Origin of the sequence: Veillonella tobetsuensis (assembly GCF_002959935.1) — a bacterium.
Classification (GTDB): domain Bacteria; phylum Bacillota; class Negativicutes; order Veillonellales; family Veillonellaceae; genus Veillonella; species Veillonella tobetsuensis.
In genome coordinates, this window is the sequence record NZ_PPDF01000008.1 from 355,309 (window position 1) to 369,083 (window position 13,775).

Below are 13,775 nucleotides of genomic sequence, written 5' to 3' on the forward strand. Positions count from 1 at the left end.
TATGGAACATTAAGGTTTATAAATACAATACGATATAAGGAGCATTATGAGCCGCATTCATAAAGAGCATTTACAAGCAGGCTATATCTTTGGTGACACCATCATCAAGAATATATCTACTTGCCATCCGGCGAAGTAGGCACAGACCATCCGTTAGCAGTTCTCGAAACACCTACAAAACGAGAGGACCTTACATTGGACGAAGCTGTTCATATGATTGATACGCTAACATTAAAACGGTGTAGCCATCCTACATTAGGTAAAAAATCATTTTAACCTAAGAACCCTCCATGGCCTAGTGCAATACAGTCTTCTTTTGTAATCTCATCATCTGCGATGAGGCGAGGCACGATTTCATCAAAGGCTGTTGGTTTGCTAAACAATACGCCACCTGGAACGCCAAGGATAGGCGTTCCGTCTGCACAGTAAGCAATGCACACCATAGAGCCTGGCAGTACAGGTAATCCGTATGTCACTACGCAATCTGCATAGCGTTTAATGGCGCCCGGTGTTAAATCATCAGGATCTACGCTCATACCGCCTGTACAGAATATGATGTCTGCACCCGCTGCTTTCACCTTATCGATGGCTGCCACAATGTCGTCCGTGTTATCTGTTACGATTTCATGGGCGATTTTTTTCACCCCAAATTCTGCGCAACGCTCCTCGATAATAGGTGTAAACGCATCTTTAATGCGTCCTTCAAATACTTCTGAACCAGTTGTAACAATGCCCATTGTTTTGCGTACAAATGGTTTTATGTTTAAGATAGGTCCACCTATTTTTTGAGCCTCTGTTATTTGTTGTTCTTCTAGCAATAAAGGAATACAACGCATACCGCCGATTTTATCGCCCGCTTTCACAGGCGTATTATTCAATTTCGTAATGATAGTTAATTCACCGATGCTATTGATAGCGTATAGTTTATCTACATCGACCTTGAGTAAGCCATCAACATCGGCAATGGCTTCAATTTTACCTTGTGCCATGGGACCATCGTGCATATGGTCACCCTTTGCGATAGTATACAAGGCACGGGCCACATCTTCTTCGTGGAGGAAACCTTCATCTTCTGGTTCCATCACATAAATATGTTCTTTACCAAGATCGAGTAATTTTGGCACATCTGCTTCCGTAATCACATGGCCGCGGCGAAACGGCGTATCCTTCACCTCGCCGATAACAATGCGTACAATATCGTGTACCAAAGCATGCCCTACAGCATCTTGTACGTTTATTTCTTTCATAGTTTAACCTTTCAACATAGATTCTATTTTATGCATATCAAACGTAATATATGGTAATACATTTACTATATCATATGGATGATAGCGGCTAATATGCATTTACGCACATATGAGTTTGGCAATCCACATACCGATGGCACAGAGTACTAAACCTCCTAAAATTTGTACAGCACCATAGAATAGTACATCCCCAAAGTCACCAGCCGTCAATAATTGCAATAGTTCAAAGGCAAATGTGGAAAACGTCGTAAAAGCCCCAAGTCCACCAACGACCAAGAAAAACCGAACCCATTGAGGCCAATCAGGTCTACACAGATAGGCACCTAAGATGATGCCGATGATTAAACACCCGATTAAATTAACCGTAATTGTACCAAAAGGATACGGTCCTAAGCGCGCCATTACCCATTCCCCTACCACTGTTCGCGCTAGTGCTCCTAAGGCACCACCGCAGGCGATAGCCATATATTTTTCCATAATAGTACTCCATCACTTTAACGATTCGTGTAATTATCATATATACATAATAATTATCATATATTACGTATTAGTCAACAATGTATTTGCTAAGTATACTAAAAGCACAAGGTAGGAATCGGAAAGGAGGTCGTATGAAAGATCCTACACTTACAATGCCTGCCTACCGACGAAATCATTATCAGGACCCAAAATTTCAGCAGCAGTATATGTGCTTGGGCCATAAAATATCTACGCTGCGCACGTCAATGGGCATTTCACAACGACAATTGGCCGATGTCGTGGGCATTAGCCGCAGCTATTTGAGCAAGTTAGAATGTGGACACGGTATTTCAGGTGTGTCCATCGAGGTGGTTTTTAAAATCGCCTATTGCCTCAATATTTCTATTAGTCAATTGCTACGTCTTCGTACGCAAGACTACAAATCCTGTAATAGACATCTTTCAAAGCATTATGAAAGAGTCGAATTTTTCCGATTAGCACATCAGCGCTTTTTGGAACTTAAGAAAGAACTCTAGAATGTAGTTAGCACATATATACTAGAGATATAATTGAATCATACTTACTTTCAATTTTGATATTTGCATCATAAAAATAACCTCATTTTATAAAAATCATTAGAAAACAAGATAATTCCTACTAACATGTACTACATATATAAAATATACTAACCCCTTACGTATCTTATATATGACTTTGCAAAATAAAGGACCCTAACTAGGGTCCTTTTTAATATATCTATTTAATTACTAAACTTCATTTAATTTTTTATCTTGTATTTCCGCATTAGCCCGCTTAAAGATAAAAGCATTATTGATGTGTTGACGCATCGCATTTTCTGCAGCCACTTCGTCATGGCGTTCAATAGCGTCTACGATATGATCATGTTCGTCATCGCAGTCATGAGTGCGCACTGCATTGAAGGAGCTCAAGTACATATCGCGATTTACACGTTCACGGAAATCTAATAAGTAATCCACAACGCGCTCATTGCCTGAAAATTGCGCAATCATGCTATGGAATCGGCTGTTAACCTCTACCCGTGCAGTTGCATCCTCAATAGCATGCATTTCGCGGCACAATTCCTTAAGTTCTTCCACTTGCTCTGGTGTGGCGTGACGGGCACACAAACGAGCCCCCAAACCTTCCATAACCTCGCGACATTGGTATAGCGCCACGATTTCTTCTGGTGTATCCGCCTTAACCGTAACACCCTTCCATGGCACGATAACAACAAGATTATCTTTTGCTAATTTTCTGAAAGCTTCGCGAACTGGCGTTGCACTTACCTTAAGCTGTTCTGCGATTTTAACTTCATTTAGTTTTTCTTGCGGTAATAGCTCCCCTGTTAAAATAGCCTGTTTCAAAGTTACATAAACTTGTTCACTTAACGGCAATCGTTCAATTGAATCTACAGCGGAAAAATGATACATCTCTTTTGGTTCTTTTGTACCTTTCACGTCTTTTGTCATATTTCTAGCCTAGGTCCCCTCTAACGTTTATTTGCTTTCATACTTTCAATGAACGCCTAAAATTAGTATAATAAAATGTAAGCATTTTTATATACAAACACATGCATATATAATAGTTACATACACTCTAATTATAAATCTCGCGCATATGACTGTCAATTTCTAGATGGTCATAGTTTAAAAGTAAGGAAGTTACCAATATGAGTCGTTGTCTGGTTATCATTAACCCTGTATCTGGTGGCGGTGCAGCACGCCGATATGCCCTTGATTTACAGTGGAAATTGAGTACCCTCTTTGACACAATTGAAATAAAATTCACAACGGGTGCTAATGATGCAACTCGTTTTGCCAAGGCGGCCTGTGATGATGGTTTTGATGCCGTATTCTGCATGGGCGGTGATGGAACTGTAAATGAAACGGTTAACGGCATCGCACAAGGCGGATTCAAAGCAACCTTTGGCTTTATCCCTGTGGGGACCGTTAACGATATGTCTCGTGCTCTTGGCATTCCACAACGGCCATTAGAGGCAATTCGCCGCCTCGATATCAACCAAGTTCGCTCCATCGATATTGGTCGTTGCAATGATAAATACTTCTGCAATAATATTGCAGCCGGTGTCATTCCAAAGGTTATCGAAGAGGTAACGCCAAAGGAAAAGCGCATCTTAGGTCCTCTGGCTTACTTTTTGCGTGCTGGTCAAGCTCTATTCACCACAAAGGATTATACATACCGTGTCAAAACAGAGACGGATGATTTTATTTGTAAATCACCACTAGTGCTAGCACTACTCACCAATGTGGTATCTAGCTTTGAACGCTTTATGCCGGAGGCCTCTGTCGATGATGGTTATATGCGCCTCGTTATCTTTAAAGAATACTTTATTCTAGATATTTTCAAGGTCTTACCGCTTATTCTAAGTGGAGCCATCTATAATTCAAGCAATACGACTACGCTAACAGTACAAAAAGCTCATATTGAATTATTAAGTAATATAGGTGATTTACCAACCAACATGGATGGTGATGCAGGTCCATCTATGCCAGTAGACCTTGAGGTTTTACCTCAAGTCCTCAAGGTATTTGCACCTACTAAACATCAAAAGAAAAAGTCGCTTATCTAAGCGATTGAACCCCCTTTACTGGTTGTCCAGCAAAGGGGGTTCTTATCATTTTAAATGGCTTTTTTCCTATATGCGTTATAACAAAACGGCTTCGTGTAAACGGAAACTATAAATATAACTTGCTTTAACAGGCATGCCTGTTAAGGTCTCAAGGGCCTCTTTATAGAGGTCCATTTGTATTTTATAGCGATGAACTAGTTCATCCCCACTTTTAACACGATCCGTCTTATAGTCTACGAGAATCCATTGATCATCTTCAACAAAGGCAGTATCGATAATACCTTGTAAAAACAATCGTTCCCCCTCTTCTACATCAGGATACACGCGATTTCCATCAAAGAGCATGCTAAACGGCAATTCCCGTTCTACCCGTTTTGATGCAATAAGACGCTTACCAAGATCAGAGTTAAAGAACCCATATAGGCTACGATCACTTAATAGGCTGCGTTCTTCATCACTAAATTTGCCTTCTACTTGCAATGAATCGAGCATATCTGTCATGGATGTTTGCGTATACTTTTTAACAGGTAGCCATTGCATCGCTTCATGCATCAATGTGCCCCATTGCGCACCCGTTACAATTTCCTCAGCGTCAGCAATGGCCATCGGCTTGCGTCCAAATACGGAATCAGCGAGTTCTATTTCACTAATAGCAGGAATACTTGTATCTAATACCGTAGCCGATACTGCCTCCGCATCACGTTCGGCAAATCGTCGTTTCAATTCGCTCACAGAAATCTTAGCTGTTGTCTTAGAGGCTACAAGATTAGGATAGGTAAAAGCAAATCGCTGTACAATTTCCTCTGGCAATTCTACATCATTCACCTTTCCTAAAGCGCGAACGGTATTGATAGTTGTTTCATCCACATCAGCCTTATAGTCTAGGTCACCATACAGAGAACCATCATGGATTTCTACCTTCACCTTACATTGACGGTCCAGTAAATTAAAATTAATAGCTCCTTCTAGCTCGATACTATTGCGTAATGGACCGCCCCCATCTAAATGACGAGCGAAGGCTATGAGCAGCCAATGTAAATAGGAGTTACCAGCTTTAATTAGATCTACACCTAATGCTTGGGTCTGGGTCAATGCCGCATTTTTTATATGAGCACCAATCCCCTTTTCCTTTTTAATTTCCTTGTTGATATACCCCGTTAGGAATAGCTTATCCCGTGCCCGGGTCAATGCCACGTAGAGAATACGCTGTTCTTCGGCTTTCATAGCATCCGATTTGATGGATTTACAATAGAGCCACGGCATGGATGGATAGGATACACGAATATCTGGGTAATAGCCCTTCAATCCGATACCAGCATTTTTATCGACCAACAGTGGGGAGTTAAAGTCCATGGTATTGAATTTCTTTTGTACCCCTGAAAGAAATACAACCGGGAATTCAAGGCCCTTACTCTTATGGATGGTCATGAGACGCACCACATCATCCGCTTCGGTAACCACATTGGCAACGGCCATATCCTGATTGCTATCGCGTAAGCTTTCAACAAAACGAAGGAATCTAAAGAGGCCGCGGAACCCAGACGATTCAAAACCCTTAGCCCTTTCATAGAGGGCCATCACATTTGCGCGGCGCACAAGGCCATTCGGCATGGCCCCCACATAGTTCACGTAATCCAAGGTTTCGTATATATCCCATAACAAATCAGCTACGCCATGACGGCGTGACAATGTACGCCAATGCTCAATATGCCCGAGGAATTGTACTAACCGTTCATCCTGGGCCTGTTCGGCATACATAGGCATAAGGGACCATAAAGAGCCTTCCCCAGTAAGTCGCAATGCACCGAGTTCATTGGCATCGAGCCCTACCAGCCCAGAATGCAATACGGCAGCCATCGGCAAATCCTGCTCTGGATTATCGATAATCTGTAACAAGGACAAGAGCAATTGAATCTCTTGTGCTTCAAAGTAGCCATCGCGCTCATTAACAACAGCTGGGATGCCCGCTTGACGCATGGCAGCTACAGCTCGTGTTCCCCATCCTGCAAGGGACCGACGTAACACGGCAAAGTCGCGCCATTGAATTTGACGGAATGAGCCATCTGGATTTTGCACTTGTTTTTTAGATGCGTGCAATTCCTTGATTTTCTGAATGATAAAATCTAGTTCCCGTTCATTATTCTCTGGCTCATCACCGATAGATTCCGTATCGTTTACATTAGCTCCAATATCGCTTTCATCAGAACTGTTCGTATCACTGGTATCCAAAAGATGCAATTCTACGGCACCTCCCACCCAATTAGTAGGTGCATCCTCGACGATGCGGCCTGGTATGAGCGATTCTTTTTCACCATAATCAAGTTCTGCTGCCTCTTGGGTCATAATTTGATAAAAAATAAAATTCGTAGTGGTCAAAATATTTTCATGGGACCGGAAATTCTTTGCCAAATCGATGCGACGCTCTACAGCGTCATTCTCGAGTCCGTACGTATTGTACTTATGCATAAACAGAGAACTATCCGCCATACGGAAACTATAAATGGCTTGCTTCACATCGCCTACGTAGAATCGGTTATCTATATGAGAAATAAGATTAATAATAGTTTCTTGTACACCATTCGTATCTTGGTATTCGTCCACCATGATTTCTTTGAAAGTATCCTGCAACTCAAGGGCCACTTCGGATGGTTGAGGGTCATCTTCGGTACCAGGTTCCACAAGGAGTGCCAAACAGAGGTGTTCCAAGTCGCTAAAGTCCATGATGCCTTGTTCTTTTTTAGCCTCATTATAAGCCCTATGAAAGGCAATGGTTAACTCTACCAGATTATGAATGAGCGGATACTGGTCTACAAATTGCTGTTGCAGCACAGCTTCATCAATATGGAATAGACCGTTTTTCATTCCTTTTAAGCTGTCCTTATTTTGGGAACCAAGTGATTTAAATTCATCTGCTAACGCACCATCTACTTCTCCCTTTTCTAAGGCTTTGCCAAGGCTTGTGAAACTAGCCTTGGTAAAGGTATCTAGGTTACGGCATACGTCGACCATATCGGACCAGGTCTGCGCCCCTTTTAGTTGGGCCAATGCGGCTAATTGCTCTTGGTATACCTTATCCCATTTCTTAGGACCTACAGGGCTTTCAAGCAAAGGTTCCATCAACTCTAATCGTTCAGCAATACGATTGATTTCGGCCTGTTGCTCATCCCACATGGCACTGCCCCATAAGGTGTCTCGTAAATCTTGATTTTGAGCCTCCTTATAAGGCTCCACGGCGCGACGCATCCACCCATCTGGGTTCGATTGAGACATGGCAAATTCATAGAGGCTTAGTACCTTATCTTGCAAACCCGCATCAGACTTATCATCGCTAAAGAAGTCAGATAAATCAAAAATACCATACTCATTATGTTCATATGCCTCTTGCAATAGGTTTTCCAACACCTCTTGTTTTAAGAGGGTCATTTCCGCTTCATTACCGATACGAGCCGTAGGCGGAATATCAAGTTTATAGAAATACGAGCGGATTACCCACTGGCAAAAGGAATGTAGTGTAGAAATATGTGCCGATGGCAATAGATTCAATTGTCGCTCTAAGCGCGCTTGTAATACCTTGTCATCGGTTGCTTCCATGGCCTTCGCCAAAGCAACGCCAATACGAGCGCTCATTTCAGCAGCAGCGGCCTTTGTGAAGGTAACGACCATCAATTCTTGTACAGATAAGGGATTATCCATATCTTTCAAGCGTGTTATGATGCGTTCTACGAGAACCGCCGTTTTACCAGATCCAGCAGCAGCGGCAACGAGCAATGTTTGGGCCCCTAAATTACTGTCCTTTGGGGACATGATGGCAGACTCCTGCTCTGGTGTCCATTTAACGCCCATTATCGTCACCTCCTGTCATAGAACTATCCTTATTAACACTTTCACCTAGTAACTTAGCAGCACTCGACACCATATGTTCAGAAGTAACACCGAATGCTACATTTTCAGAGGTGCCATTTAGAGCTTCATGCATTTTCTCTAGGGCATTCGCCTCATTTAGAGACATTAAATAATTGTACTGATTACGTTCATTATCGAATCGGCACACGGTCTTGTAATCACAATAGGAACAAGGAATAGCCTTATTCAACTGATATGGGGCAATAGGAAATTCACCTTTGCCGATGGCAGAGCCGGTGTCCGCCATAATCGATTCGGTATAACGGCACATGATATCAAAATCACCGGAGGATTTAACGACTTTCATATCTCCTGAATGAATAGTCCCTTTACCAGTAATACGAACAGGTACATAAGGCCCCTTACCCTTATAGGTGAGCAATTGTTCATCCATTTTTTCCAGCATATCGATATCATCTGTAAAATATCCTTTATTGTTAAGGGCCCCATTTGTATCTGCCAAGGCTTTGGCCTCTTCATAGGACACAGGTTCACTAGCTGAAGTTCGTGGATTTTTCACATATGTATATACAACGGCAGCTGGTGTCATCGGTTGATCGTGATGTTTTTCATAAGCCGATTCTAGTGCCAAGAGATAGGTCATCAATTGTAATTTTAGACCATAGTATATTTCCTGTGCATTCACCGATGTACTACCCGATTTGTAGTCGATAACCATGCCGTACGTATGACCATCGCGTTTATATTCATCGATACGATCAATTTGACCAACCAGTCGCAAATAACGATCATCACCAAGAGGTACCTTTATAGATTCCCAGCCATTAGGACGTCCAAAGTCTTGTTCTAAATACATCGTATCGAAGGAGGACCGACTAGACCAATCTACAAGGCGTGATACTGTTTTCTGCAATGTTCTAACAACGCGCTCTTCAATAGCCTTATCATAGGCCGTTTTCTCATCCTCATCATAGCGATTCTCTTCTAATATATCCGCTGCTACGCGAGCACATAATTCCTGCTGTGCCGTTTCATCTAAATCACGCCATTGCTTATGCTCAGACAATAGTTGTGTTCCTAACCGTTCTAAATTGGCATGTAAAAAGGTACCAATTTCTGGGGCCCCAAAGGAGCGTACCTTACGGGGTTCCAGTTGTAAGCCATATTGGGCATAGAATTTAAATGGACACTGACGATATTTTTCAAGGCGCGTTACGGACCCAGACATATAACCCCGTTTAAGGAATAGGCCATTCACTAATTCTGGTGCAATAATAGGTACATCATTATTGTCGCGAATACCACGGCTCACGTCCTCTAAGCGCGGTCTGTAGGCCGCATCATTGCGAGCCCAATTATAGAGCCCCCACCACAACGGCGACACAGGTACGCCACTAAACAAAGCGCCCCAACGCTCAGATAAGAGGGATAAACTTTGGTATGGACGCCATAAATAATTATCTTCAGTACCATCTTGAATGGTGAAAGGAACCTCTACAGGCGACGTACAGAAACCAAGGGATTGTAACCGTTTAATAACGAGAGAACTTTCAAGACCTTCTCCTTCATCATTAGAGCCAGCATAGGATATAGTTAAATGCTGTTCTGCCCGAGTCATGGCTAAATAGAGAAGGAAGTTTTCATTGAACGCCTTCGGTAAAGCACCTTCTGCAAGAACGATACCCGCTTCAGCAAGGGCCTCCCGCTCTCTATCCTTGATTAAGCCTTCATCCCCCATATTTTGAGGAAATACACCTTGGTTAAGGCCCATCACATAGACCCTTGGCCATGATTGACTATATGCCCGTTCAATAGTTGTAATTGCCACATGATCTAGAGATGGTGGAATCATCGAATAGTGAACATTATCAAGGGCCTCTTCTAAGAGGGCTATCATCTCGTCCAGTGTCAATGTTTCCATATCGGTTAAGACCATCATTTCATCGAGGAATCCGATGACCGCATTATACATTTGCTCATGACTGGCCTTAGATTCTAAATCACCGTCTCGCTCAGCCGCTAACGACCATTCATAGAGACGCTGTGGCACTTGTAATTCTTCGAGAACCGCATAGATGTGCTTACACCACTCGGCCCCCGTATGGGCTTCGCAAGACGTTGCAAAATCAAACCATGGTATCAAGATGTCCATAATGGTCTGTCTCGATGCGTTTACCCGCTCATGTCTTGGTGCGTCTGGTTGTTCCTCTTCTGAAAGTCCCAATACACGACGCATATAGGACCAAGTATCTCGTTCCCACTGTAAATGATTGATACCAAATTCTAGCACATAGTTTTCCAGTTCATCTACCGCCTCACGAGTTAAAGGCGTTAAATCCGTTTTTAATAAACGGAACATAATATCACGACTGTAGCTATGCTTAACAATACCGAGCAAATCCGTCATCAATTCCCCTAAGGGGTGATTATTCATAGGCCGTTGACGGTCTCCAAAGTGAGGAATCCCATAGCGGGTAAATACCTTCGCTAATGTATCCCCATAGGTCTCCGATTCACGGAGCATGATACACACATCCCGATAGCGTGCAGTAGGACTACTTTCAATATACGCAAGGATATCACGAGCCACCCAATCGGCCTCGCGCTCACGATTATAGGCGCTCACTAGAGGTACGTGTTCATCTGTTGTATTTCGTTTACTGTGAAAGAAATTTTCCTCCAAAACTTGCAATACAGGCGTCCCTCTATGACCATTAAAGGACTGAAAGGATAGTTTTGAGCCATATTCGTTATATAGATTTTCTAAGATTTCAACAGCGCGATTAAAGATGCCATGATGCCCTTTATTTGCTAAAATCCGTTTAGGGTCAGCCGGTAAATCAACGGTAATTACCGATTCTACAGCAAGGTCAAAGAGCATGTACAACAGCTCAAAATGAACCGGTGTAAACCAGTGGAATCCGTCTACAAAGACATGACAGTTTTCCATCAATGGAGACTGTGGTAGTGCATGAACGAGATCCATAATAGGATCTCCATCAATTTGGCCATGAAGCTGCAATTCCTCTTCATAGGCTGACATACATAATGCTAGTTCACGTAATTTTTTCTGCAATACCCCATTCGATACGCGCTGTGCACCTGCTTCTAATTCATCAGGCCCTATGCGAAAGGAGCGAAACTCGGAAAATAAGCCTTGCAAGACCGACGAAAACTCAGGCCGTTTGGCAGCTTGTGATAATAGGCCTAATTCAGCACCTTTCCGCTTCATTACAAGACTCAAGAGCATAGAGCGTCCCAATTGAGATATGCTCTGCTGATGGGCTTTCACATTGCCTATCGATTGATACACCTGATAGGCTAAGCGGCCAAACCCTACAACGCGCACCGTCGTAAAGCCACCTTGGGGCATAAATTCTGCTAATTCCCGCTCCACCCGATATGTTGCTGGCTCTGGAACCAATAATATAATAGGATCACCTGGACACTCGGTTATGACCTGCCGAATACGTTCATATACGGCACGGGTCTTACCAGATCCAGCGCGACCATAATACATGGTAATACTCATACTACCTCCCACTACTAATAATTTATTCCGTCATCCCTAAAAACAGATATCAGTAGTAACTTATATGACATATAAATATATATACTATTGTACACCATTAAATACCTAAATTGATATTTGACAAAATTTGATTTATACATTATTCTGTTTACGAAAATAAAAAAATTAAATTTGTTTATATTTTATTTACACATTTAACACCGTGGTGTATAATGAATGTAAAATGAAATGTTATTTAAGGTTATAATTTTTTGTATTAATAACAATTTAGGAGTTAATCACAATGAATACAAAACGTATTGCTACGGCTTTTGCCGTATTGGCAGCAACAACAATCTCTTTCTCAGCTTTTGCAGCAAATATGGATGCTAATGCACGCGCCTATGAACGTGCTGCAGCAGAACAGTCCCAATACCAATATATGCCAGCAAATACTGTACCAGTAGCTCAAGCAGGTTATGTGGCAACACCTCCACGTCCTAACTACTCTCCATTACCAGTTGTACCTTACACCGCTGGTGATATGAGCCAACAAATGCCTGTATCTAAAGAACTGGGCGATCCAATCTTTGTGGCACCACAAACAACGGCTGTAGGTATGCAAATTATGGATCCAATTCCAAATCCTAATGCACCGTTACAACAACCGGTAGATGCACCAGCAACACTTTCTTTCAGCAGAAGTGGCAATGGTTATGTATCCACATATAGAAGCAATCAATTAAATGCTTTTGATGTATTGTTAAACGGTCGTTCTTACACATTTGATTTACCAGCCTATACAAATGGTTACCAAGTAAAAACTGCAAGTTCTTACAACCGCGCTGGTAACGGTATTGCCAACGTATTCACAACAAATGTAATCACGGAAGCAATCGTAAACAACACATCTTTACGCATCACTGTTAACATGACACAACCAACTTCTGTAGCAGCAACTAAATTGCGGTCCATGCAACAAACTGGTCATGTATCCGTAGGTGAAGTGTCCACATTATTTGCTTATAATGAAAGCTATGATGGTGTGAAACAAGCTGCTAACTATGATGTATATAACAACAATGGTCGTTTCATCGTCGTAAAATCCGGTGCTGTAACAGTACCTAATGGTGCTCAACATCCATATGCAACAGCTATGTTTGCCATTACTGAAGATACAGTAGCAGCAGTTACCGTTTCCGGTAACAGTAGCGAATCTTATGAACTAGTAAAAGGTACAGCGTATTCCATCGCTGCCTCTGCAAAAGCAGCTAACGAAAAAAGTGTAAAACAAGGTAGATAATAGACCTCTAATGTAGAGATACTACCAGCTATCTCTAACAACATCTAAATATAATGAAAAGGGACTGTAAAAAGTGCGGTATAACCGACTTCTATTTACAGTCCTTTTTGTCATTATAAATATGCAACATGGATCACTATCAGGCCCATATATGCCTGCTATACTATTTATATTATAAACGGGTAAAAGTTTCTAATGCTTTATAGGCCATTAATCGATAACCACGTTCATTTGGATGTACCTCACCAGCGAATACGATTTGTCCTATTTGATCTGCTTCGTGGAGCACTCCGTAAAAATCAATTGTTTTTATATTGTTTTCTGCTGCGTATGAAAGCAGTCGTTTGTTCACATCGACCACCACATGATTAAGCCCATCCATTTCACTATCAATTTGAGGCTCTAGGCCAATGATGACCTGTCCTTTTTGACTAGCTATAGTTATAACTTTAATCAGTTTATTATATACATAATCGCTATCGCGATTTTGTAAAATATCATTAGTTCCACACATAATGCATAGATAACGATTATCTTTATAATCCTTATCTATGCCCCAAGCTTCTATATAGTTTAGTAAGCCTTGCACAGACAAACCATCTATACCATGATTTTCTATATGATATGTAGGTAAGGCGGCACTACATAATTCAACCCAGCCAAGACCTGATTTCACATCATATCCACGAGTAATACTATCACCAAAACATATTATATTCATCAATTCCTCCACTATACATTCGGTCATCTACATTGTAAAATATATATGTATAAAGTACA

Annotated in this window: 9 protein-coding genes and 1 pseudogene; 4 read left to right on the top strand and 6 right to left on the bottom strand. The window is 41.8% G+C overall.

What is annotated here, in order from left to right:
• Window positions 1-46: 46 nt before the first annotated feature.
• Window positions 47-276 (top strand): annotated as a pseudogene (locus VTHSUH11_RS04795) (hypothetical protein).
• On the opposite strand, the gene VTHSUH11_RS04800 reads toward VTHSUH11_RS04795, so the two are convergent.
• Both VTHSUH11_RS04800 and crcB read right to left on the bottom strand, forming a co-directional pair.
• Window positions 273-1,247 (bottom strand): molybdopterin-binding protein, encoded by a 975-nt coding sequence (locus VTHSUH11_RS04800; protein ID WP_105092817.1) that lies wholly within the window; start codon window positions 1,245-1,247, stop codon window positions 273-275. The pseudogene VTHSUH11_RS04795 and the gene VTHSUH11_RS04800 sit on opposite strands and share 4 nt — an antisense overlap.
• Window positions 1,248-1,346: 99 nt before the next feature.
• A complete protein-coding gene (crcB, locus tag VTHSUH11_RS04805; RefSeq protein WP_105092818.1) occupies window positions 1,347-1,724 on the bottom strand; it encodes a fluoride efflux transporter CrcB in 378 nt (125 codons plus the stop codon).
• A 134-nt stretch (window positions 1,725-1,858) separates the two neighbouring features.
• Between crcB and VTHSUH11_RS04810 the strand changes: the two genes are divergently transcribed.
• A complete protein-coding gene (locus tag VTHSUH11_RS04810) occupies window positions 1,859-2,242 on the top strand; it encodes a helix-turn-helix domain-containing protein (RefSeq protein ID WP_059364213.1) in 384 nt (127 codons plus the stop codon).
• A gap of 231 nt (window positions 2,243-2,473) precedes the next feature.
• Here VTHSUH11_RS04810 and VTHSUH11_RS04815 read toward each other — a convergent pair whose 3' ends face one another.
• Window positions 2,474-3,196 (bottom strand): GntR family transcriptional regulator, encoded by a 723-nt coding sequence (locus VTHSUH11_RS04815; RefSeq protein WP_105092819.1) that lies wholly within the window; start codon window positions 3,194-3,196, stop codon window positions 2,474-2,476.
• 200 nt (window positions 3,197-3,396) lie between these two features.
• Here VTHSUH11_RS04815 and VTHSUH11_RS04820 point away from each other — a divergent pair, with 200 nt between their 5' ends.
• On the top strand, window positions 3,397-4,317 hold the full coding sequence (locus tag VTHSUH11_RS04820) for a diacylglycerol/lipid kinase family protein (RefSeq protein WP_105092820.1): 921 nt from the start codon (window positions 3,397-3,399) through the stop codon (window positions 4,315-4,317).
• Between the two features lie 75 nt (window positions 4,318-4,392).
• Here the strand turns inward: VTHSUH11_RS04820 and addA are convergent, their stop codons facing one another.
• Together addA and VTHSUH11_RS04830 are read right to left on the bottom strand one after the other, a co-directional pair.
• Window positions 4,393-8,160, bottom strand: coding sequence for a helicase-exonuclease AddAB subunit AddA (gene addA / locus VTHSUH11_RS04825; RefSeq protein ID WP_105092821.1), 3,768 nt, complete (start codon window positions 8,158-8,160; stop codon window positions 4,393-4,395).
• Window positions 8,150-11,713, bottom strand: coding sequence for a PD-(D/E)XK nuclease family protein (locus VTHSUH11_RS04830; protein WP_105092822.1), 3,564 nt, complete (start codon window positions 11,711-11,713; stop codon window positions 8,150-8,152). The genes addA and VTHSUH11_RS04830 overlap by 11 nt, the downstream gene beginning before the upstream one ends.
• Window positions 11,714-11,996: 283 nt before the next feature.
• On the opposite strand from VTHSUH11_RS04830, the gene VTHSUH11_RS04835 reads away from it, so the two are divergent.
• On the top strand, window positions 11,997-12,995 hold the full coding sequence (locus VTHSUH11_RS04835; RefSeq protein WP_105092823.1) for a hypothetical protein: 999 nt from the start codon (window positions 11,997-11,999) through the stop codon (window positions 12,993-12,995).
• Between the two features lie 172 nt (window positions 12,996-13,167).
• Here the strand turns inward: VTHSUH11_RS04835 and VTHSUH11_RS04840 are convergent, their stop codons facing one another.
• Window positions 13,168-13,716: an SGNH/GDSL hydrolase family protein gene (locus tag VTHSUH11_RS04840; protein ID WP_105092824.1), complete on the bottom strand. Its 549-nt coding sequence runs from the start codon at window positions 13,714-13,716 to the stop codon at window positions 13,168-13,170.
• Window positions 13,717-13,775 lie beyond the last annotated feature (59 nt).

Bases quoted from the DNA above. Each gene is read 5' to 3' on its own strand.
- VTHSUH11_RS04840 (WP_105092824.1), bottom strand. From the start codon at position 13,716: ATGAATATAATATGTTTTGGTGATAGTATTACTCGTGGATATGATGTG.
- VTHSUH11_RS04815 (WP_105092819.1), bottom strand. From the start codon at position 3,196: ATGACAAAAGACGTGAAAGGTACAAAAGAACCAAAAGAGATGTATCAT.
- addA (WP_105092821.1), bottom strand. From the start codon at position 8,160: ATGGGCGTTAAATGGACACCAGAGCAGGAGTCTGCCATCATGTCCCCA.
- VTHSUH11_RS04810 (WP_059364213.1), top strand. From the start codon at position 1,859: ATGAAAGATCCTACACTTACAATGCCTGCCTACCGACGAAATCATTAT.
- VTHSUH11_RS04835 (WP_105092823.1), top strand. From the start codon at position 11,997: ATGAATACAAAACGTATTGCTACGGCTTTTGCCGTATTGGCAGCAACA.
- VTHSUH11_RS04830 (WP_105092822.1), bottom strand. From the start codon at position 11,713: ATGAGTATTACCATGTATTATGGTCGCGCTGGATCTGGTAAGACCCGT.
- crcB (WP_105092818.1), bottom strand. From the start codon at position 1,724: ATGGAAAAATATATGGCTATCGCCTGCGGTGGTGCCTTAGGAGCACTA.
- VTHSUH11_RS04820 (WP_105092820.1), top strand. From the start codon at position 3,397: ATGAGTCGTTGTCTGGTTATCATTAACCCTGTATCTGGTGGCGGTGCA.
- VTHSUH11_RS04800 (WP_105092817.1), bottom strand. From the start codon at position 1,247: ATGAAAGAAATAAACGTACAAGATGCTGTAGGGCATGCTTTGGTACAC.